The following is a 21,894-nucleotide window of genomic DNA, read 5'->3' as shown; positions in this document are numbered from 1 at the left end:
AATTGCAGCGGAAAGCGGGAATGGCCATTCCAAAAACACCCAAACCTTTCGCTTCTAAAAAGCACACCTATTATATAGTACGGATTTTGAAGATTATTACTTCTCAGCTTTTTCTTTAGTCAAACGCTCCTGTCTATCTTTTCGGGCGATGTTCACACGCTCTTTCCAGGTAGCGGAAAGTTCTGCCAAATCGATTGGTTTTGCAGGATCTTGCTTTTGAAGTTTATTACTACTGAAAGCCTTTATCAGAATTCCTTCGATATAAAAGTCTTCCAATTCGGTGAATGGTTTGTATTCAGCCTTCATATTAAGGTCGAAAAGTTTTGCTGTGTTGCTCGCCCAAAATGCTTTCCAACCGCTTTTCAAATCCTTAACCAGATTAAATGTGGTTTCTCCGGTTTGTCGGTTGATTAATTTAATTAATATCTGCCCGTCTTTACGAGAGAACTTTTTAAGACGTTCTCCAAATTCGTTTTCAAGATAGTTCTCTACTATTTTAAAGTATTTCTTTTTCTCACGTTCTGTTTTCAGCTTAGCCATATTCCTGTTTAGGATAACAAGATTTTCTGCGGCCATTTTTGCATAAGGATACACTTTCAACACTCTTCTCTCGAGAATTTTTATTTTACGCATTTCTTCCTCCAGAGCTTTGTCTTTGGTGATGAACATTTCTTCCATTTCAGTATTGAAGACAATCGTAGTGTCGCTCAGTGTCTCCAAAGAGTCTTTTACCACTACCTGAGCGTTAAGCGCTGTACTAAAAAAAAGGACTACAAATAAAAAGGCTGATATTCTCATTCTATCTAAGAGTTTAAGTTCAAATTTATACAAAAAATGCAGTGCAACTATAATACCAAATCATTATTTTAGCGAAAAATAATTTTATGGCAACTAAATCAATATTATCAAAATCATCGATTTCATTTCTTGAAAAATATTTAAATAACGCATCTCCAACAGGTTACGAGGAAAGCGGACAAAAAATCTGGATGGATTATTTAAAACCATACGTAGATACTTTTATTACGGATACTTACGGAACAGCTGTTGGTGTTATCAATCCGGATGCTAAATACAAAGTAGTAATTGAAGGACACGCCGATGAAATTTCATGGTATGTGAATTATATTACGGATGATGGTCTTATCTATGTTATTCGAAATGGTGGTTCTGATCACATGATTGCGCCATCTAAAAGAGTGAACATCCACACAAAAAATGGGATTGTTAAAGGTGTTTTCGGCTGGCCCGCTATTCACACCCGAGGCAGAAGCGGTAAAGAGGAACCTGCTAAAATCGAAAATATTTTCATAGACTGTGGTTGTTCCAATAAAGACGAAGTAGAAAAGTTAGGAATTCACGTGGGTTGTGTTATTACTTATCCGGATGAGTTCATGATTTTAAACAATGATAAATTTGTTTGCCGTGCCATCGATAATCGAATGGGTGGTTTTATGATTGCCGAAGTGGCTCGTTTATTAAAGGAAAACAAAAAGAAATTACCTTTCGGATTATATATTGTGAATTCTGTTCAGGAAGAAATCGGGTTACGCGGTGCGGAAATGATCACCCAAAGCATCAAACCTAATGTAGCGATTGTAACCGACGTTTGCCACGACACCACAACGCCAATGATTGACAAAAAAATCGAGGGCGATTTAAAAATGGGCAAAGGTCCTGTTATTGCCTATGCTCCTGCTGTGCAAAACAAATTGCGTGAACTGATTGTGGGAATTGCAGAAGAAAAGAAAATTCCTTTTCAACGTCATGCTTCTTCAAGAGTAACGGGTACCGATACTGATGCTTTTGCTTACAGTAATGGCGGTGTGGCTTCGGCTTTGATTTCATTGCCTTTGCGTTATATGCACACGACTGTTGAAATGGTACACAAAGAGGATGTGGAAAACGTAATCAAACTGATTTACGAAAGCTTACTAAAGATTGAAAACAACGAAACTTTTTCGTATTTCAAATAAACTTTTCATAAGCCACGAATACACGAATGAATTTTAAAACATTTGTGCATTCGTGGCAAAAATAAAAAAATGCCTATGTCCCGTTTTAGATTTACAACCTCACTCTTTATTATAACACTTGTTTTAGTGGTAAGCAGTTGTGGCTCGTCCGGTTCTAAGGTTCGGACAACAAATCATTCGGAAAAAGGAAAGGTGTATAAAAATAAAGGTGTTGCCTCGTATTACCATGCCAAATTCGATGGTAGAAAAACTGCCAGCGGAGAACGCTTCAGTAATTCTGAATACACCGCAGCCCATCGTGAGCTGAAGTTTGGAACGAAAGTCCGCGTGACCAATCTAGCCAACGATAAATCTGTTGTGGTACGGATAAACGATCGTGGGCCTTTTAGCAGAGGACGCGAAATCGATTTATCCAGGAAAGCATTCATGGAAATCACCGACAATAAAAACCACGGCGAATTATCGGTAAGAATTGAAATTATAAATTAGAAATGGTTTTTCATAAGAAGCTCATAGGTGTTTTTATTTTTTCAATCCAGCTATTATGTCATGCACAGAGCGGAAATAAAATAAAAGTCGAATTCAACTCACGAAAAGGCATCGACAAAATCATCTTTTACGAAAACTTAAATCTGAACCAGAAAAGAGTCTACAGGGATTTCTTCTATCAAAACTTTCCTAAACTGGCTACGGATGAACAAATCAATTCCAGCAAAAAAAATCAAATCCGATATAAATTTACTTTAGCCGAAATCTATAATATTAAGGAAGAAGAATTAAAATCGATTGAAATTTTAAAAGAAATCCAAAACGATAAAGATTACCAACTCACAGAAGCCGAACATATGAACGTTTTGGTAGGGCTCCAAAAATCGTACTTAAATCTGAACCTGTACTCCAACGTATTCAAAATTAATTCTGAAATTGCCTTACTGAGAAAAAAAGGTGCCGACTTCCCGCTTTGGAGTTACAACATTAAAAGTAATCTTTATGCCCGATTACAACTTTTTGATAAAGCTATTCCTCAATTAAAATCGGAAATCAAGGATTTACTTAAAAACCCTAAACGGGATTCTCTGATTATACCGTCTGCCTATAACGACTTAGGTTTTTATTACTCAATGAATAATACGATTGACAGTGCTTACCATTATTACAGCTTATCCTTAAAAAAAGCCGAACAATCTGTCAAACTAACAGATTTTGAAACTTACCAGCGGTTAAAAGCCGTAATAAAAGGAAACTTAGCTGTTTTAAAAATCAAAAAAAATGATTATCAGGCTGCCATTCCGCTTTTGGAAGAAGATGCTAAAATCGGATTAAAAAACAATGACGATTCAAACGGCACTATCAGAAGTTTGTTACTGCTTGCGGATTGCTATGCGCAAATCGGAAATTATTCTAAGGCGGAAGAAAATATTGCCCAAATAGAACAATTGCTTTCTTCTGATGTTAATGCGGAAATAATTGTAAACTATTATAAAACAAAAGCCGAGCTTTTAAGAAAAACAGATCAAAACAACGATGCCTTTCTTTACTATCAAAAGGCTTTTAAATTAGGCGATTCCTTAAATATTAAAAAGCAAAAATTACTTTTGGCCGGTAATGATATTTTATATCAATTAGAAGAAAAAGACAACCTGATTGAAAAACAACAGGAAAACCTTAATGCCACCCAAAAGAGGATTCTTTCAATATTAGCGTTTTCGCTGGGATTAATTTCAGTCATTACCTTAATTTATCTGTACAATTCTAAAAAGAAACGAAGAGAAATCGAACAAAAAAACGCTGAGATTTCGGCAAAAAATACAACTATTAATGAATCTCTGGCTGAAAAAGAAATGCTTCTGAAAGAAATTCATCACCGGGTTAAAAACAATCTTCAAATTATATCGGGTATTCTTGAGCTTCAGAATCTAAATGTAAATGATGAAACCACTAAAATTATTCTGAAAGAAGGTCAGGCTCGAATACAGTCTATTGCCCTAATTCATAAAACGCTTTATCAGTCAGAAAATTTCAGTAAAGTTCCTTTTCAAAATTATCTGGAAGAATTAATCCAGGCAATTCAGACTACGTACAGGAATAATCAGTCTAAAATAAGTATTGAGATTAATGCCAACCAAACAGAATTAGGCATCAATACCGCAATTCCATTAAGCCTTATAATTAATGAAATCATAACAAATTGTTTTAAACATGCATTTATTGATAGAGAATTAGGAAAAATTACAATACATTTGACGCGCTTGAACGAATATTACCAACTTGTGGTTACCGATAACGGAAATGGCCTTCCGGATGATTTCAATTTGTATCGATTGAATTCAGTAGGCTTTGATTTAATCAAAGGACTCACCAAGCAATTGGAAGGAAATTTTAACTTTGAAAGCAAAAACGGAACAACCATCAGTATCAATTTTAAGGAAATTAAAAATTAACCATGAGCAGCCCGCTTAAAATATTGGTTGTCGAAGACGAATACATCACACAGAAAACCATTACTGTTTATCTGACGGAAATGGGATACGATGTGGTAGGCACTGCCATGAATTCGGAAGAAGCCATCGAAATTTTACAATCGCATACGATTGAATTTGCGCTTTTGGATATAACAATACAAGGGGACAAAAACGGTATTTGGCTGGCCGACTATATTCAGCAGCATTTCAACATTCCGCATGTTTTCCTGACTGCATATTCCGACAATGATACCATCAGACAGGCTTTAGCTACCAATCCTTACGGTTATCTTATAAAACCATTTCAGAAAGCAGAACTTTTTTCAGCTATTGAAATTGCCGTTCAAAACTATAATAAAACCCTTTCTGCAATTCAGAAGCCAAAGGATGATTTTCTTTTCATTAAACACAATGAGGTTTTCGAAAAAGTTTTTTTAAACGAAGTCGAATATATAGAATCCCAAAAAAATTATCTGCTTATTGTTACCGCAGAAAAAACATTCCGTCACCGCTCTACAATTACAGACTTTATAAATCGTTTGCCGGATAATTTCTTAAAAACTCACAAAGGATTTATTGTAAATCTAAACAAAATAAAAAGTTTTGGAAACAATTACATAATAATCGGTCAGCATAAAATTCCTATTTCCAAAACCTACAAAGAAGAAATTTCACAAAAGTTAAACGACTTTATTTCAAAGGGATAACAATTTTATCCCAGAATTTATTTCATATATCCCACATTTTTTTCAACCAAAAGACTTTTTATAACTTTTGTCGTGCTAAACAAAAACACAACAAAATAACAATGAAAAAGTTACTTTTATTATTACTGTTTTCATTTACCGGATTCGCTCAGGTAGGAATTAACACCACAACACCTAACGCAAGCTCCATGCTGGATGTAACTGCAACAGATAAAGGAGTTTTGATTCCGCGCATATCCATACCCGATCTTAATGCCTCTGGCCCGGTAACATCCCCGGCTACAAGTTTATTGGTTTACAACACAAATGCCACTACAGGAATAGGATTCTATTACTGGGATGGGTCCAAATGGACTCCACTGGGCAGCGGCACTAATTATTGGACAAAAACCGGTAATGACATTTACAATAATAATTCCGGTAATGTTGGGGTGGGAACTACTGCACCTACCAATAAATTTCACATCGAAAATGTTGGTACAGCAGGAAGTTTATTGAATCAGGATTTTGAAAGCAATGCAATTGCACCGTTAACAGCCGGAGGAAGTGCCAACTGGGCTACACAAACAGCTCAAAAATTTGCAGGAACCTATGCCGCAAAATCAGGAACTATCGGGCACAATCAAACCTCTTTTATGACTCACACGGTTACCGTACCAGCAGGTGGAGGCACATTAAGTTTTTATTACAGAGTAAGCAGCGAGTCAGGTTATGACTATTTAAAATTTTACATAGACGGAGTTCAGCAGAACCAATGGTCCGGAACTGTGGGATGGACGCAACAAACTTACCTATTGGCAGCCGGTTCTAGAACCTTGCGTTGGGAATATTCCAAAGATGTTTCTACCTCTACTGCTGAAGATGCTGGTTATATTGACAACATAAGCATTGCAACATCCGCTCCGGCAGCAATACGAATTGTAGATGGGAATCAGGGATTGGGAAAAGCTTTGGTATCTGATGCTAACGGTAATGCAACGTGGCAACAACTAACTGCCAGCAATGTATCTATCCCGGATTTGGTTACCATTCAGGATTTGGACATTCCAATTTGTAGTTCCAATGCAGTAGGGTCTACTGGAAGCATCACCCGATCCATAAAAGGAGTTAGTACCACTATTACATGGACGATTCTTGCGCGCCAAACCACTGCTAGCTCAACAGCTGTAATCAGCGGAAGTACTGTTTTATTGGCTCCTGCCAAACCTGAAAAATTACAAGTCCGTTATGATTTTTCTCCACAATTACCCTTTAGCCCTACCGGTATTATGTTTGCGCCATACAATAATAGTTCGTACCCAGACACTTTTAACATAAACTACTCGCAAAAATCACAATCATCAATGACTGTTAACATAACAAGAACCGATGTTTTGGGAGATACTTCAGCGACCTGCTGGATGGGACAATTCTATTTTGATGCTATAATAATCAACTAAATACCACAACTAAAAACAACCTAATTTAAAAGAAAAAACCACGCAATATTGCGTGGTTTTTTTAATCCTTTCAAAATTTATTTTTTTGTTGAAGCTGCCTTGATTATTTCAGCAACAGCGTTTGATTTACTTTCTTCTGCTAAACGTAAAGCAGTATAACCATTGTTGTTTTTTAAGGTAATATCTGCTCCTTTTTCGATCAGGAATTTGGCAATCTCAGGGTTGTTGTAACGAACTGCAAACATTAATGGCGTCATACCGTTAACCGTTTCGTTTACATCTACACCATACTCCACAAACTTTTTAACGGTAGCTACATCTCCTTTACTGATTGCTACAAAAAGTGGTTTTACATCGTATTTTACAATGGCAACATTACTTGACGTTGACGTTCCGACATTCGAAGCTAAAGCAACATTTGTAGCAGCCACTAAAGCCAAACCTAATACACTGATCGCTTTTTTACTAGCACCTAAATAACTGTTCGTTTTGAACTCTTGAATTTTTGATTTCATGATGATGATTGTTTTGATTAATGATTAAAATTTATTCTTTCTTTTTAAAACTATTTATTCTGTTTTTCCTAATTTGTTAGAGAGCGCTTCACTTAATAAAGCACTTTCGGTTATTTTATGGTTTTCGATTATGATTTCCTCGATTGTTCTTTCTTCAAGACAGCTTTTCATCGAATTGATGCTTTCAATAATTCGCTCTTCTTCAGACAAATTGTCTTCGGTAGATGAAAGATATCTTTCACTTGATGCGGCATTCTCGATTATTTGATTATTCGCTTCGACAATTTCCTGAAAACTTTTTTCATAAGGACGAAAAACAATTACATCGGAAGGATCTCCATTTTTATGTTTTCCGGTTTCCTTATTGCTTTTCCAGTCTCCTGAATGGTCTTCATTTACGGTAACTGGATTTTTTCCAGCTAATAATTGCGACTCTGTCAGACTTGTTTCATCGTTAATGAATGATTGCTGACAATTTAATGCTAAGGCAACATTTGTAAATGCCACTAAAGCGATTCCTAAATAAGTGATTGAAGTTTTCATGATGATTGATTTTGATTGATGATTTAATTTTGATGATTTAAAGGAATAGACGCTGAAAACGCCATGACGTTACTTAAAAAAAGCCACTATAACATAACTTTAACAAAGCAATGCTGATAATCTGATTTTTATTGCAGTTCATCGGTGTTTTTAACATTTCTTTTTTTCACTACAAAGAACAAAAAAACCACGCAAAGCGTGGTTAGTATAAGTTTAAGATTTGATTACCTTATTTGTTTAAAAAAGCTAAAACGTTTTTCTCGATACGTTCGTTGATACTGGTAATATCTGCCTTAACAAACGCTTCTCCTAAAATATTCTCGAACAATTCGATATATCTTTCAGAAACGGTTCCGATGTACTCATCAGTCATTTCAGGGATTTGCTGCCCATCTTTTCCTTGAAAACCATTAGCAATCAACCACTGGCGAACAAATTCTTTTGATAACTGCTTTTGCGCTTCGTTGTTGTCTTGTCTTTGCTGATACCCTTCTGCGTAGAAGTAACGGGAAGAATCGGGTGTGTGGATTTCGTCAATCAAAACGATTTTTCCGTCTTTGGTTTTTCCGAATTCGTATTTGGTATCTACCAAGATTAAGCCTCTTGAAGCAGCAATCTCAGTTCCTCTTTGAAATAACGCTCTTGTATAGTTTTCTAAAACGATATAATCTTCTTCCGAAACGATTCCTTTTGCTAAAATTTCTTCTCTTGAAATGTCTTCATCATGCTCCCCATTATCCGCTTTGGTTGAAGGTGTGATGATTGGTGTTGGAAATTTATCGTTTTCTTTCATTCCCTCTGGCAAAGCTACACCGCAAAGCATTCTTTTTCCAGCAGCATACTCACGAGCGGCATGACCGGATAAATAACCACGGATTACCATTTCTACTTTAAAAGGATCACACAAATGACCTACAGCAACGTTTGGATCCGGAGTCGCGATCAACCAGTTTGGCACTATGTCCTGTGTTAACTGCATGAATTTGGTAGCAATCTGGTTTAGGATTTGACCTTTATATGGAATTCCTTTTGGCATCACCACATCGAAAGCGGAAAGACGGTCGGTTGCGACCATAACCAAAAGTTCGTCGTTGATGTTATATACTTCTCTTACTTTACCGCGGTATACGGATTTCTGCCCCGGAAAGTTAAAATTGGTCGTTGTGATTGTATTCATTTGTGTTGTGTTGTTGTTTTTTGTGATGCAAAAGTAACTCTTTCACAACGATTCACAAAAAAGATTACAAAAATTCAATACAATTAAACCCTAGCCCCGGTTGCAGTGGAAATATTTTTATTTGCTACCTGCAAATAAAAAATTACTTCACAATAATATATTTTGTTTTGGTGTTCAGTGAATAATATTTGGAGCGAAAGACGGGAATTACGTATCTAAAAATTCCCAAACCTTTCGCTCCAAAAAATCATTGAACATTACTTGTCCAATGTTTATTATTTAAATCGGATATTATAGGTTACACCCAAACCGATACTTTGCAGGTTGAAATTGTTTTCCGTGAATGTGTTTTGAAAATATCCGTAAATGTTCCAATCATGATTATGGTATCCGATTTGTGGGTTAACATATAAACCTCCACTGTTATTCTCGGTGTTTGTTAAAAATCCATAACCTAAATCAGATCCAAAAAAGAACCCTTTTGGCATAAAATAATAACGAATATATCCTGCCAAAGGAATCATCCCGAAATCTTCAAAATCGTCTTTCGCAAAATAATGATTATAACCTGATGCCAGACCGAGTCCAACATTCGGAGTGATCATATATTGTGCCCTAACATCCAAACCTGCATTTACTGAAGTAAAATCAGTCGCATCACCAATTGGCACACCAACGGTCAAACCTAGTTTAAACCATGAATTATCTGGTGTAATTTTTACATCTTCTACTTCTTGGGCATTAATCGAATTGATTGACCAAAACCCGATTGCGATAAATAAAATCAGCTTTTTCATAATTTCTTTTTTTAGTTAACACTACAAAGTACTTACATGTTAACAAAAAAGAGCTTACAAGATTATAGCCAATTTTTACAAAATTTCCATTGAAGCCTGTTAGTCGTGATTCTCTATACTCTTATAGGCGTCGATAATTTTTTTCACCAAACGGTGGCGTACAATGTCTTTGTCGTCCAGATAAATGATTCCGATACCGTCCACGTCCTTCAAAACCAGTAAGGCTTCTTTCAAACCGGAAATCGTTCTTCTTGGCAAATCCACCTGTCCGGGATCGCCCGTGATGATGAACTTGGCGTTTTTACCCATACGCGTTAAGAACATTTTCATTTGCGAATGTGTCGTATTCTGAGCCTCGTCCAAAATCACGAAAGCATTATCCAACGTTCGTCCGCGCATGAAAGCCAACGGTGCAATCTGAATGATTCCTTTTAAAATGTAATCTTCCAATGTTTGCGGTGGTAACATGTCGCGCAACGCATCGTATAACGGTTGCATGTACGGATCTAGTTTTTCTTTCATATCACCCGGAAGGAATCCTAAGTTTTCACCTGCTTCTACTGCCGGACGTGTCAAAATGATACGCTTTACCTGTTTCTCTTTTAAGGCTTTAACTGCTAAGGCGACTCCTGTATAGGTCTTTCCGGTTCCTGCAGGTCCCACAGCGAAAACCATATCATTTTTCTGTACGTAATCTACCAGTTTTTGTTGGTTCGGGGTCATGGCTTTGATAAGCTTCCCACCGATTCCGTGTACTAAAATTTTATCGTGGTCAGGCATTCGTTGTTCGTCCTGACTGTTAGTTTGAACAATACGTTCGATCACATTGTCATCAATGGAATTGAAACGCGTGAAATGGATCATTAAGCGGTTGAAGCGCACTTCAAACTCATCCAAAATTTCCTTCTCTCCGTAGGCTTTCACCAACGTGCCTCGGGCTACAATTTTTAATTTTGGGTATAATTTTTTAATTAGCTCAAGATGAGCGTCTTGTGTACCCCAAAAATCTTTTGGAGTAATGTCGGTTAATTCGATAGTTCTTTCGTTCAAAAGCAACAAGGATTTAATTAAAAAATAAGTTAGCTTTGCATTATCTCAAATCTACTAAATTTTAGAAAATCTTTCTGTAATAGTTATAAACAAAATGATGTCAATAATTACGCTAACTACCGATTTTGGCTTGAAAGACCACTTTGTGGGCGCGCTGAAAGGCAAGATTATTACAGAACATCCTCAGGCACAAATCATTGACATTTCCCATGATATTGATCTGTTCAATATTTCCGAGGCGAGTTACATCATTAATGCAGCTTATAACAGCTTTCCGAAAGGTTCCGTACACTTAATTGGTGTGGATTCCGAACGCACTTTGGAAAACAAACACATCGCCATGCAATGGAACGATCATTTTTTCATTTGTGCCGATAACGGAATCCTGAGCATCCTTACCCAGAAAATCGTTCCGCAACAAATTGTGGAAATCAATATACATGACCGCTTGCCGGAAGGTTCCTCGGATATGGATGTATTTACAAAAGTAGCCTGTCATTTGGCAAAAGGCGGAACTCTGAGTGTAATTGGAAAAGAAATTTCGCAGATTAAAGCCATGAGCGAACTTCAGGCGACTGTAACTTCAGATTACAATTCAATCAAAGGTTATGTTGTATATATCGACCATTTCGGAAATTGTGTAACAAACATTTCTAAAAAATTTATTACAGAAATTGGTAGAGGGCGCTTATTTGAGGTAAAATTCGGTACTAAAACCATCAAAAGCATCCACAGAAATTATTCCGATTTTAAGGTTTCGGAAAAATTCACTTTAAAAGATTATGAAGGCGAACGACTGGCACTTTTCAATGAAGCAGATTTCCTTGAGATTGCCATTTACAAAAGCAATCCTTCAACGGTTGGTTCGGCAACATCTTTGTTGGGACTGAAATTCAGGGATTTGGTAACGATTCAATTTTTATAAAGAGAAAAGTTAAAAGAGAAAAAATTAAAACAACAATATCAACTATTGGCCGGCAGCTAAGAACTAATTGCTAAATAACAAAAATATAGTATGTTTGTACGCATTGTAAAACTGAGTTTTCACGAAGAAAATATACCCGCATTTCTGGAGAATTTCGAACAAATGAAGGAGAAAATACGAAATGCGCCCGGAAACCGTTTCTTAGAATTGTATCAGGACAAAAACAATCCGAGTATATTTTTCACCTATAGTTATTGGGAAACCGAGCAGGATTTGGAAAATTACCGCAATTCAGAACTGTTTTACGATGTTTGGACATTTACAAAAAAGCTGTTTAACGATAAGCCGGAAGCGTGGAGCGTGGATAAACTGGTAAGCCTTTCATAATTATTCCAAAAAATGAATTCAATTATTCGAAAAACTTTCTATTCATTACCCGTTTCTTTAAGATACAGTCTTAGGAGAATCATTTATTTACCTGAAGATCTCCTGAAAAAAAGAAATCCTTTAATTCCGCCTAAGGGAATGATCTTTATCGGCGCCGGGGATTATCTTAAAATTGGCGAACAGTTTTTTGCGTATTTTCAAAAATATGGCAATTTTACACCAGACAGTTCAATTCTTGATATTGGCTGCGGTATTGGCCGGATGGCTATTCCTTTCACAGGTTATCTTTCTTCAAAAGGCCGATACGAAGGGTTCGATATTGTGAAGATGGGCATCGATTGGTGTACCAAAAACATCAGTAGTCGATATCCCAATTTTAATTTCAGATTAATTCCTCTTAAAAACGATTTGTATCGATTAGATACAAAAGAAAAAGCAGCAGATTTAAAATTTCCGTATGAGAATGATAGTTTTGACTTTGTTTTTCTAACCTCGGTATTTACACATATGTTGCCTGAAGATCTGGAAAACTATTTAGAAGAAATACAAAGGGTGCTCAAAAAAAATCAAGATTGTTTTGCTACTTTTTTTATTATTGATGATACAGAGGATTCTTCTCAAAACACAATTGCACGTAAAAAGTTTCTGTATAACTTTGGAAACTATTATCTGATGGACAAAAATGTAAAGGAAGCCAACGTTGCTTATCAAAAAAAGTATATTATGGATACTTTAAAAAAGTACAACTTTGAAGTAAGCCATTTCATAAAAGGAAATTGGTCCGGCGCTTCTGAAACGGAATTAAATGAACATCAGGATATTATTATTATTAAAAAACTGTAAATGAAAGCATTATTATTAAGAGAAATCAAATCATTCTTCGGTTCGCCGATCGGGTATTTGGTTATCGCTATTTTTCTTTTGCTCAACGGACTTTTCCTATGGGTTTTTGAAGGGGAATTTAACATTTTAAAAAGTGGTTTCGCTGATTTGAGTCCGTTTTTCACTTTAGCGCCTTGGATTTTGATTTTTCTTATTCCTGCGGTGACCATGAGAAGTTTTTCGGATGAAAAAAAACAAGGAACCATCGAATTAATGCTTACCAAACCTTTGAGTACCTGGGAGATCGTAAATGGTAAATTCTTAGGAGCATTCTTATTGATCGTAATTGCTATCATCCCAACTTTAATCTACGTTTTCGTGATTTCAGATTTAGGAAATCCGGCCGGAAATTTAGACATGGGAAGTACAATGGGTTCCTATTTTGGACTGTTGTTTTTGATTGCGGCTTATTCGGCTATCGGAATTTTCACTTCTACCCTTTCGGATAATCAGATTGTAGCGTTTATCATTGCGGTATTTTTATGTTTCGTTTTATATTACGGCTTTGAAGGCTTATCTTCCATGATGGGCAATTTTGGCGATTTGTTTGCCAGTTTCGGTTTCGAATCACACTTTAAAAGTATGAGCCGCGGCGTTTTGGACACCCGTGACATTTTATATTTCGTTAGCGTTACCATTGCGTTTTTGGCAGGAACGGTTTATCAACTTAAATCTTTGAAATGGTAATGATGAAGGAAGCTAAAAAACAAGGATTAAAGCAATTAGGGATTTTAATCGTCGGATTAATTGCGCTGAATATCTTCGGAAATTACTTTTTTAAACGATTCGATTTAACGGCAGACAAACGTTATACGCTTTCCGAAACCTCCTTAAACCTAATCAAACAGGTTGACAGTCCTTTATACATCGATGTGTATTTAGAAGGACAATTTCCGGGTGAATTTAAACGTTTGCAAAGCGAAACCCGTCAGACATTAGAAGAATTCAAAGCATACAATTCCAATATCATTTTCCAATTCGTGAATCCGTTGGAAAAGGAAGAAGAGCGTGAAGCGAATATGAAAATGCTGTATCAGAGAGGTTTAACTCCTATCAGCATCACTGTTGATGACAAAGGAAAACAGTCTCAGGAAGTGGTTTTCCCGTGGGCTGTTGCTACTTACAACGGTAAAGTAACCAAGGTTCAGCTGCTGAAAAACATGATGGGCGCCTCTACCGAAGAAAAAGTGGTAAGTTCTGTACAGCATTTGGAGTATGCTTTTGCTGATGCTTTCAATAAAATCATCAAAGAAAAACAAAAGAAAATTGCGGTTATCAAAGGTATTGGCGGGTTGCATGATTTACAAATTGCCGATTTCCTGAAATCCGTTCGTGAAAGTTATTATATTGGTCCGTTCACTATGGATTCTGTGGCAAAAAGTCCGCAGCGTTCTTTAGAAGCCTTGAAGAAATATGACATGGCTATTATTGCCAAACCTTCCAAACGCTTTACCGAAGAAGAAAAAGAAGTGTTAGACCAGTATATTATCAACGGTGGAAAAACACTTTGGCTGGTAGACAACGTTCAGGCCGAAATGGACAGCCTCTACAACGAAAGCGGTTCGATTTTAGCCTATCCAAAGGATTTAAATCTAACGGATATGTTTTTCAAATATGGTGTCAGAATCAATCCGGCTCTGGTAAAAGACGAACAGGGAACCCCGATAAAATTAGCAACAGGAGATCCCGGAAGCCAAACACAATACGAGCAATATGTCTGGAAATATTCACCGTTTGTATATCCGGAATCACAACATCCGATTGTTAAAAATATTGAAGGAGTAAAATTTGAATTTACCACCCCAATCGAATTGCTGAAAAACGATATTAAGAAAACGGTTTTGATGGAATCGTCGCAATATTCTAAGGCGATTGGAACTCCTACACAGGTAAGTCTGGAAATGGTAACCGAACAAACAAGCCCGAAAGACTATCAGGGTGGCGGACGTTTGCCGTTATCAGTTTTATTGGAAGGCAAATTCCATTCGATGTATGAAAACCGTGTTTTACCTTTTAAAGACGCTTCCTATAAAAATGTTGGAAAAGACAATAAGATGATTATCATTTCCGATGGTGATGTGGTTAAAAACCAACTGGATCAAGCCTTTCAACCTTTGGAATTGGGATATGACAAATGGACCAACAACCTTTTCGGTAACAAAGAATTCATGCTCAACTGTGTAAATTACCTGTTGGACGACAACGGACTTATTAACATTCGAAGCAAAGACGTCGATTTACCGTTACTGGACAAAGAGAAAGTACATGAAAATTATACTTTCACCCAAATCCTAACTGTCGGATTACCAATTGTTGTGCTGGCTATTTTTGGATTCTTGTTTACTTTCTTAAGAAAACGCAAATACGCCCGCTAGTTGTTAATAAAATTGTTTTTGCCGTTAATTAGATTAGAATATATTTGTGAATTGTAAAATATAAATGCAATTTTACACACCTTAAAAAGAAAGACGATGAAGTTTATAGTATCCAGTTCGTATTTGTTAAAACAATTGCAAGTATTAGGTAGCGTTATCAACAGTAGTAACACCCTGCCTATTTTGGATAATTTCTTATTTGAATTAGATAACAACCAGTTAAGAGTTTCTTCTTCTGATTTAGAGACTACGATGTCTTCTACCTTAGAAATCGATTCTACCAGCCAAGGAAGTGTGGCAGTTCCCGCAAAGTTATTGTTGGAAATCCTGAAAACTTTCCCAGAGCAGCCTTTAACATTCACGGTTGAAGACAATAATACCATTGAAATCAGTTCTAACTCGGGTAAATATGCCTTGGCGTATGCTCCTGGAGAGGAATTCCCAAAAGCAGTAGTTTTAGATGAGCCTTCATCTACGTTGGTTCCTGCTGAAGTATTGGCAACAGCTATCAGTAAAACGATTTTCGCAGCCGGGAATGATGATTTACGTCCGGTAATGTCCGGAGTATTCTTCCAATTTTCTACTGAAGGTCTGATTTTCGTTGCTACGGATGCTCACAAATTAGTGAAATACGCAAGAACCGATGTGAAAGCATCACAAGCTGCAGATTTCATCATGCCTAAAAAACCTTTAAACATCTTAAAAGGAATCTTAGCTACTTCGGATGCGGAAGTTAAAATTGAATACAACGATTCGAATGCAACTTTTACTTTTGATAATTACACTTTAACTTGTCGTTTGATTGACGGTAAATATCCGAACTACGAAGCGGTAATTCCAAAAGAAAATCCGAATAAATTATTAATGGACAGAACTCAGTTTTTAAGTTCTGTGCGTCGTGTGGCAATCTTCGCGAACAAAACCACCCACCAGATTCGTTTAAAAATTGCCGGTGCGGAATTAAACATTTCTGCTGAAGATATCGATTACTCAAACAAAGCAGAAGAACGTTTAACTTGTGACTACCAGGGAGACGACATGCAAATCGGATTCAACTCACGTTTCCTTACTGAGATGTTGACGAATTTGCAATCTGATGAAATCCAATTGGAAATGTCGTTACCAAACAGAGCCGGAATCCTTACGCCTGTTGACGGATTGGACGAAGGCGAAACGGTTACCATGTTAGTAATGCCTGTAATGTTGAACAACTAGTAGTCAATCGCCAGTTTACAGTCACAGAAAAGAAAACCTGAAGATTCAGCAAAACTGAAAACCAGAACTGAGACTGAGAACTTAAAATACGCTATAACCAACCCTTTTATACCAAAAAACCGCAAGACCTTATTGGAATTGCGGTTTTTTATTTACTGAAATTCTTATCTGAATAGCATTGCATTTAGTCTGACAATGTGTTTATGCCCCGCTGCTATTCATCCGGTATTTCCGGTTCAATAAGTTTTATTAGTTTTTCTAAAGATTCCTGCCAACCCAAATAGCACATTTCCGCTGGAATGACAGCAGGAATACCTTCTTGTACAATTTTTAATTCAGTACCTACTGAAACTTTAGTGATCCAAACCGTAGTTGTCATCTCACCCGGAAGATTGGGATCATCAAACGTATCGGAATATTTCAAAAATTCATTGGGCTTTATTTCCAGATATTTCCCGCCAAAAGAATGGCTGTTGCCAGTTGAGAAATTAAGAAAAGACATTTTGTACGTTCCTCCTATCTGAACATCCATGTGGTGAACTGTGCATAAAAACCCATATGGCGGAATCCATGATGCTAAGGCTAAAGGGCTTGTAAATGCCCGATATACTTTATCCGGAGAGCTTTTAACTACCCTGTGAAATGAAACGCTATTTGACATATGATACTTCTTTAGTTGCACTTAAAAACTTTACATATCTGGTGAATACATGCGACACCTTTAAAACAAACTGATTACTCTTCGTGAAAAGCCATAATTGGTGTTTCAATGTGGTACGATAGTTTTTGCGTAAGACTTTTACTGAATAACTCTTCAAAGAAATTACGTTTATGGGTTACCATAGCCAATATATCTATATCCTGATTTTCAACAAAATCCATAATTGTTTCTTTTACATCATCATCCGGGATAACATAAAACTCTACCGGTTCGTTTTTGAATTCTGATTTCCAATATTCTACGCCTTCGTCTGTTATTTTAAAACTATAGGTTTTCACAGCAAGACATTTCACTTTGGCATGGAATTTCTTAGCAATACTGATTACTCTGTGTAATGCAATACGGTCATGGTCGTCAAAAGTGGTGGTAAAACCAATGTTTTTGATTCTTTCAAATTTAGCCTTATTCGGAATACTTAAAAGCGTTACCGGCACATTTACGATGGCATTACCGGTATTGGATCCTAAAAACATCTCCTGCAATCCGGAAGCGCCGTTGGTTCCCATTACAATCATATCGATATGTTCTTCGTGACACATTTCTTTCATAATACGTACCAAATCACCGTGACGAAGCACATGGCTCATTTTTACATCATCTAATTGATATTTCTCGGCTATTTTTCTCAAATGCGGTATCTGATCTTTAAAGTTTTCGAAGTTGTTCAGTTCAATGGAATCGTATATTTCTACTAAAGTAACCGGCACTTCTCCGAAAGAAACCGAAGGCAAATCATAGACATGAAGCACAATTACTTCCGCATCGATGGATTTTGCCATTTCTAAAGCATATACAAAAGCATTGTTTGCTGTTTCAGAAAAATCTGTTGGAAAAAGTATTTTTTTCATGACTGTTGATTTTCAAATTCTTACATAAAGTTACTAAATATAATGCAAGATAAATACTGATAATTATCAGGTTTACAATAATTTAACCTTTTAAAAACATTTTGTATATACTCTACTTATTTTAACTTTATTTCATAAAAAGAGAATTGAGGCGGCACAACACGCTCGTATTTTTTCTTTATGGCCGGCATGGAATAATCTAAAGCATCTACTGCCGCAAATAAACCCAGTACTACGCCACTTTTCTCATCAATTACTTTGGGGTTATTGGCTACTAAATTCAAATGATCATCTCTTCGGGTGTATTGTGTTGTTATGAACATATAATCTTCGGCCTGAATGAGCCCTTTTTCTAAAGAAGTTCCATACTTGTTTCGTAAAATTTCGATAAACAATTCTTTCCCTTCAAGTATTTTGTATTTCCCGAGATTACCAACGTCGGGGTCATTAATTTCAAGATTGATAAGACTGTCTATGACGCTGCTGCTGGAATCTCTACTTCGTATGACTACTTCCTGAATTATATTGTTTGGAAAAAAACGATAGTAAACAGCAGCTATATTGTTATCGGGTGTGGGCAGAAAATCTTTGCAGAGGTAAATTCCTTTGTAGTTTATTAAGGTTGAGTCACTAGCCTCGTATTTATTAGAATCCAGTTTAAATTTGAATTCTTTATTGGGTCTTACGCCGTTAGGCATTACATTGTTTCCGTTTATCTCATATGTATGTTGCTTAGCACTACAGGCTATGAGAAAAAAAGCTACTATCAATACCAAAAACTTCATGATATCACGAATAATTCTCATTGATGAAGATTAGGTTACTGTCTATCAAATTTACGAAATTTATTGCTTTGATTGTCTTGGTTTATCATCAAGTTCATGCCCTGAAAAACAGCTTTAAAAGTGTACCATACCTCGTCTTTACGGCCATCTTTTAATTTGATTGTAAATGAGTACCTTTGCATACTTTAATCCAGTAACGCTGTAAAATGATTTCAAACGATACTATTGTGGCATTGGCTACACCTTCGGGCGCGGGGGCTATTGCGGTTATTCGTATTTCGGGTGCTGCTGCCATCGCTATTGCCTCGCAGGTGTTTCAATCGATTTCGGGTAAGGACATTACCAAACAACGCACGCATACCCTGCATTTAGGACATATTGTGGAGGATGGTAAAGTGTTGGATCAGGTATTGCTTTCTCTGTTTAAAGGAACTAACTCTTATACAGGTGAAAATACTGTGGAAATTTCCTGTCACGGTTCGACGTATATTCAACAGCAAATTATTCAATTATTACTTCGTAAAGGATGCCGAATGGCACAGCCAGGGGAATTTACCCTTCGCTCTTTTTTGAACGGTAAAATGGATTTATCACAAGCGGAAGCGGTAGCCGATTTGATTGCTTCGGATAATGAAGCCAGCCATCAGATTGCCATGCAGCAAATGCGGGGCGGTTTCAGCAATGAGATTGCCAAATTGCGGGAGGAACTACTAAACTTTGCTTCGCTCATTGAACTGGAACTGGACTTTGCCGAAGAAGACGTTGAATTTGCCGATCGTACGCAATTTCATGAGTTATTAAATCGTATTGAATTTGTACTGAAACGTTTGATTGATTCTTTTGCGGTAGGAAACGTGATTAAAAACGGTATTCCTGTTGCGATTGTAGGGGAACCGAATGTGGGAAAATCTACTTTACTGAATGCCTTGCTGAATGAGGAACGCGCCATTGTATCGGATATTGCCGGAACTACAAGGGATACTATTGAAGATGAACTTGTTATTAACGGTATTGGTTTCCGATTTATTGATACAGCGGGAATTCGTGAAACAGAAGACCATGTGGAAAGCATCGGTATCAAGAAAACCTTTGAGAAGATTGAACAGGCGCAAGTGGTTTTGTTTTTAGTGGACAGTTCGCAATTGACCGCTGACCGTATTGAAAACCTAAAAGTTGAAGTTGAGCGCATTAAAAATAAGTATCCACAAAAGACGTTACTTGTTTTGTTTAATAAAATGGATTTGATGTCGGCTGATTTAATTGCTGATCTTAAGTCTCAAATCTCTAATTCGCTTTTTATCAGTGCCAAAAACAATGAAGGCATCGATAACTTAAAAGATGCTTTATTGTCGTTTGTAAACACTGGCGCCTTGCGTAATAATGAAACGATTGTTACCAATGCCCGTCATTATGATTCCTTGTTGAAAGCGTTAGAAGAGATTCAGAAAGTGAAATGGGGATTACAGAATAACTTATCTTCAGATTTGATGGCGATTGATATTCGTCAGGCGTTGTTTTATTTTGGGGAAATTACAGGTCAGGTCACAAACGACGAACTTTTAGGGAATATTTTTGCTAATTTCTGTATCGGAAAGTAATTTTTCTTATTCTTAAAGAGACGAAAGGTTAAAACTTGGAACGCTTCGTCTCTTAATAATACATTCTGAATCCTAAGCTGGTACTTAAGTTGTATTGTTTGTCGTATAATGCCTCGACCAATTCAATTACATCTTCGTAGTCCTGACTTAACGAAAAGTACAGATTATCTAATACCGTACTCAATATCGGTACTGCGTTGGCATAACCTGAAACGGCTTTGGCTCCGGTAACGTCTAAAAAGTACTGAAAGGTTTCTTCCTCCAGGTCCAATTGCAGGGTGTTGGCAAAATGGATGATTTTCCCTTTCAATTTACCTTCAAAGAAATCGGCTATTTCTTCAAAACTATAGTAGTAGTTGTCGATTTTTAACTCATTACTCCTACCCTCAAATACCAGATACAGGATCGTGTAGTCTTTAAAGTGACGGTCTTCGTATAGTAAGGTACTGATGCTTTCTTCAAAGCCTTCTATGCTGTCGCAGTTTTTATATATGTTGGTAATGCCGTAACGCACCGCTAAATCCTCTAAAAAGGGTAAAATTACGCTCTTTGAGGTTGCTGTGTCCTGTACGGATTCTAAGCAATAGATGTGGTGGTTGTTTGGCATTTTTTTTTGAGATGGGTTTGAAACCTGTCTTTGCTTTTTTGAGACGGGTTTGAAACCTGTCTTTACTTTTTTGAGACGGGTTTGAAACCCGTCTTTACTTTTTTGATGATGGGTTTGAAACTGTAATCTCCGGTTCAAATTCCATATAATCCTCTGGTTCTATGTCTTCTTTTTTGGGTTTGGATGCTTTTAATGTATTGAATTTTTCTATTTGTTCTACTCCGTCTTCTTCTCCGCTAAAATACGGAAAAACATCCATAATTGGTGATTCTGAAATGGCCGGTATGGTATAATCGCCCATGGTGTTTTTCATGGCGGTCATCGTGTTGTCGAAGGCTTCTTTTACATCGTTGGCCTGTACTAACAGGTACATATTGGTTTTGCGTTCTTTACCGCTTTCTTCATCATAGGCTGTTAACGCTACTTTTGATCGAAACCAACGGTCGGCATTTTCAAAGGGATGAATCTCGGCATAGTTTGCTACTTTAATATTAGTGATTTTAAACTCTTCACTAACATAACTCATCATCTCCTGAGTAATTCTGGATTCTGCTTCTGTGTAAGATAGGGCATCGACCAAATAGGGTTCTGTGGTTACTTTTTGTATTCCGGTTTCGTCGGCTTTTCTGAATTTTACTTTGCATTCGTACCAGGTTGCACTCATATTTTTTCTTTTTTATTTCTTTTTTGGGAGGGCAAATGTAATTTTTTTATTGATGATATTTTTTTTGGTTTTTATTTTCTTTTGTGTTGTTTGCTCTTCCGTAATTTATTGCTCTTTATAAAGCCTATTTATACATATGTGGCAATTATGAAACAATCACTTAAATTCTTATAACACTAACCATCAGGTGTTTATTAATTTTATTCTGTAAAATTCTTTGT

The 21,894-nt window shown here is 36.6% G+C and carries 23 protein-coding genes; 12 read left to right on the top strand and 11 right to left on the bottom strand.

The window, feature by feature from the left end:
- Nucleotides 1–96 precede the first annotated feature (96 nt).
- Nucleotides 97–798: a DUF4294 domain-containing protein gene (locus ABGT15_RS12910; protein ID WP_367231860.1), complete on the bottom strand. Its 702-nt coding sequence runs from the start codon at nucleotides 796–798 to the stop codon at nucleotides 97–99.
- A gap of 86 nt (nucleotides 799–884) precedes the next feature.
- Here ABGT15_RS12910 and ABGT15_RS12905 point away from each other — a divergent pair, with 86 nt between their 5' ends.
- The 5 genes from ABGT15_RS12905 to ABGT15_RS12885 all read left to right on the top strand — a co-directional run bounded on the left by ABGT15_RS12905 (nucleotide 885) and on the right by ABGT15_RS12885 (nucleotide 6,584).
- A complete protein-coding gene (locus tag ABGT15_RS12905; RefSeq protein ID WP_367231859.1) occupies nucleotides 885–1,976 on the top strand; it encodes a M42 family metallopeptidase in 1,092 nt (363 codons plus the stop codon).
- A 75-nt stretch (nucleotides 1,977–2,051) separates the two neighbouring features.
- Nucleotides 2,052–2,465 (top strand): septal ring lytic transglycosylase RlpA family protein, encoded by a 414-nt coding sequence (locus tag ABGT15_RS12900; RefSeq protein ID WP_367231858.1) that lies wholly within the window; start codon nucleotides 2,052–2,054, stop codon nucleotides 2,463–2,465.
- A gap of 2 nt (nucleotides 2,466–2,467) precedes the next feature.
- A complete protein-coding gene (locus ABGT15_RS12895) occupies nucleotides 2,468–4,417 on the top strand; it encodes a tetratricopeptide repeat-containing sensor histidine kinase (protein ID WP_367231857.1) in 1,950 nt (649 codons plus the stop codon).
- Between the two features lie 2 nt (nucleotides 4,418–4,419).
- A complete protein-coding gene (locus ABGT15_RS12890; RefSeq protein ID WP_367231856.1) occupies nucleotides 4,420–5,145 on the top strand; it encodes a LytR/AlgR family response regulator transcription factor in 726 nt (241 codons plus the stop codon).
- Nucleotides 5,146–5,246: 101 nt separating this feature from the next.
- Nucleotides 5,247–6,584 (top strand): hypothetical protein, encoded by a 1,338-nt coding sequence (locus ABGT15_RS12885; protein ID WP_367231855.1) that lies wholly within the window; start codon nucleotides 5,247–5,249, stop codon nucleotides 6,582–6,584.
- Between the two features lie 77 nt (nucleotides 6,585–6,661).
- Here ABGT15_RS12885 and ABGT15_RS12880 read toward each other — a convergent pair whose 3' ends face one another.
- From ABGT15_RS12880 to ABGT15_RS12860, 5 genes are all read right to left on the bottom strand, one after another.
- Nucleotides 6,662–7,099 carry an ankyrin repeat domain-containing protein gene (locus ABGT15_RS12880; RefSeq protein WP_367231854.1) on the bottom strand — a complete coding sequence of 146 codons (438 nt, stop codon included), beginning with the start codon at nucleotides 7,097–7,099 and terminating at the stop codon, nucleotides 6,662–6,664.
- Between the two features lie 54 nt (nucleotides 7,100–7,153).
- Nucleotides 7,154–7,642 carry a hypothetical protein gene (locus tag ABGT15_RS12875; protein ID WP_367231853.1) on the bottom strand — a complete coding sequence of 163 codons (489 nt, stop codon included), beginning with the start codon at nucleotides 7,640–7,642 and terminating at the stop codon, nucleotides 7,154–7,156.
- Nucleotides 7,643–7,871: 229 nt separating this feature from the next.
- On the bottom strand, nucleotides 7,872–8,819 hold the full coding sequence (locus ABGT15_RS12870) for a phosphoribosylaminoimidazolesuccinocarboxamide synthase (protein ID WP_367231852.1): 948 nt from the start codon (nucleotides 8,817–8,819) through the stop codon (nucleotides 7,872–7,874).
- 275 nt (nucleotides 8,820–9,094) lie between these two features.
- On the bottom strand, nucleotides 9,095–9,616 hold the full coding sequence (locus ABGT15_RS12865; RefSeq protein ID WP_367231851.1) for a hypothetical protein: 522 nt from the start codon (nucleotides 9,614–9,616) through the stop codon (nucleotides 9,095–9,097).
- Between the two features lie 99 nt (nucleotides 9,617–9,715).
- On the bottom strand, nucleotides 9,716–10,666 hold the full coding sequence (locus ABGT15_RS12860) for a PhoH family protein (RefSeq protein WP_367231850.1): 951 nt from the start codon (nucleotides 10,664–10,666) through the stop codon (nucleotides 9,716–9,718).
- A 97-nt stretch (nucleotides 10,667–10,763) separates the two neighbouring features.
- Between ABGT15_RS12860 and ABGT15_RS12855 the strand changes: the two genes are divergently transcribed.
- The 6 genes from ABGT15_RS12855 to dnaN all read left to right on the top strand — a co-directional run bounded on the left by ABGT15_RS12855 (nucleotide 10,764) and on the right by dnaN (nucleotide 16,450).
- Nucleotides 10,764–11,591, top strand: a complete 828-nt coding sequence (locus ABGT15_RS12855) for an SAM hydrolase/SAM-dependent halogenase family protein (protein WP_367231866.1) — start codon at nucleotides 10,764–10,766, stop codon at nucleotides 11,589–11,591.
- A gap of 90 nt (nucleotides 11,592–11,681) precedes the next feature.
- A complete protein-coding gene (locus tag ABGT15_RS12850; protein WP_367231849.1) occupies nucleotides 11,682–11,978 on the top strand; it encodes a putative quinol monooxygenase in 297 nt (98 codons plus the stop codon).
- 12 nt (nucleotides 11,979–11,990) lie between these two features.
- Complete coding sequence (locus tag ABGT15_RS12845) at nucleotides 11,991–12,821, top strand: class I SAM-dependent methyltransferase (protein ID WP_367231848.1); 831 nt, start codon at nucleotides 11,991–11,993, stop codon at nucleotides 12,819–12,821.
- A complete protein-coding gene (gene gldF / locus ABGT15_RS12840; RefSeq protein ID WP_367231847.1) occupies nucleotides 12,822–13,547 on the top strand; it encodes a gliding motility-associated ABC transporter permease subunit GldF in 726 nt (241 codons plus the stop codon).
- A gap of 2 nt (nucleotides 13,548–13,549) precedes the next feature.
- Nucleotides 13,550–15,235: a gliding motility-associated ABC transporter substrate-binding protein GldG gene (gldG, locus tag ABGT15_RS12835; protein ID WP_367231865.1), complete on the top strand. Its 1,686-nt coding sequence runs from the start codon at nucleotides 13,550–13,552 to the stop codon at nucleotides 15,233–15,235.
- A 96-nt stretch (nucleotides 15,236–15,331) separates the two neighbouring features.
- Nucleotides 15,332–16,450: a DNA polymerase III subunit beta gene (dnaN, locus tag ABGT15_RS12830; RefSeq protein WP_367231846.1), complete on the top strand. Its 1,119-nt coding sequence runs from the start codon at nucleotides 15,332–15,334 to the stop codon at nucleotides 16,448–16,450.
- Between the two features lie 214 nt (nucleotides 16,451–16,664).
- On the opposite strand, the gene ABGT15_RS12825 is transcribed toward dnaN, so the two are convergent.
- The 3 genes from ABGT15_RS12825 to ABGT15_RS12815 all read right to left on the bottom strand — a co-directional run bounded on the left by ABGT15_RS12825 (nucleotide 16,665) and on the right by ABGT15_RS12815 (nucleotide 18,825).
- Nucleotides 16,665–17,111, bottom strand: a complete 447-nt coding sequence (locus ABGT15_RS12825) for an SRPBCC family protein (protein ID WP_367231845.1) — start codon at nucleotides 17,109–17,111, stop codon at nucleotides 16,665–16,667.
- A gap of 74 nt (nucleotides 17,112–17,185) precedes the next feature.
- Entirely contained in the window at nucleotides 17,186–18,019 is an 834-nt protein-coding gene (locus ABGT15_RS12820; RefSeq protein ID WP_367231844.1) for a universal stress protein, read from the bottom strand.
- A 116-nt stretch (nucleotides 18,020–18,135) separates the two neighbouring features.
- Nucleotides 18,136–18,825 (bottom strand): hypothetical protein, encoded by a 690-nt coding sequence (locus ABGT15_RS12815; RefSeq protein WP_367231843.1) that lies wholly within the window; start codon nucleotides 18,823–18,825, stop codon nucleotides 18,136–18,138.
- A 185-nt stretch (nucleotides 18,826–19,010) separates the two neighbouring features.
- Between ABGT15_RS12815 and mnmE the strand changes: the two genes are divergently transcribed.
- On the top strand, nucleotides 19,011–20,402 hold the full coding sequence (gene mnmE / locus ABGT15_RS12810) for a tRNA uridine-5-carboxymethylaminomethyl(34) synthesis GTPase MnmE (protein WP_367231842.1): 1,392 nt from the start codon (nucleotides 19,011–19,013) through the stop codon (nucleotides 20,400–20,402).
- Nucleotides 20,403–20,454: 52 nt separating this feature from the next.
- Here the strand turns inward: mnmE and ABGT15_RS12805 are convergent, their stop codons facing one another.
- Both ABGT15_RS12805 and ABGT15_RS12800 read right to left on the bottom strand, forming a co-directional pair.
- Nucleotides 20,455–21,009 (bottom strand): DUF6642 family protein, encoded by a 555-nt coding sequence (locus ABGT15_RS12805; protein ID WP_367231841.1) that lies wholly within the window; start codon nucleotides 21,007–21,009, stop codon nucleotides 20,455–20,457.
- A 94-nt stretch (nucleotides 21,010–21,103) separates the two neighbouring features.
- Nucleotides 21,104–21,673, bottom strand: a complete 570-nt coding sequence (locus tag ABGT15_RS12800; protein WP_367231840.1) for a DUF4494 domain-containing protein — start codon at nucleotides 21,671–21,673, stop codon at nucleotides 21,104–21,106.
- Nucleotides 21,674–21,894: the final 221 nt, after the last annotated feature.

It is taken from the genome of Flavobacterium enshiense, assembly GCF_040750275.1.
In the GTDB taxonomy this organism is placed as follows: domain Bacteria; phylum Bacteroidota; class Bacteroidia; order Flavobacteriales; family Flavobacteriaceae; genus Flavobacterium; species Flavobacterium enshiense_B.
The sequence above is the reverse complement of the archived record's forward strand: the minus strand, read 5'-3'. Positions and strand labels throughout refer to the sequence as shown.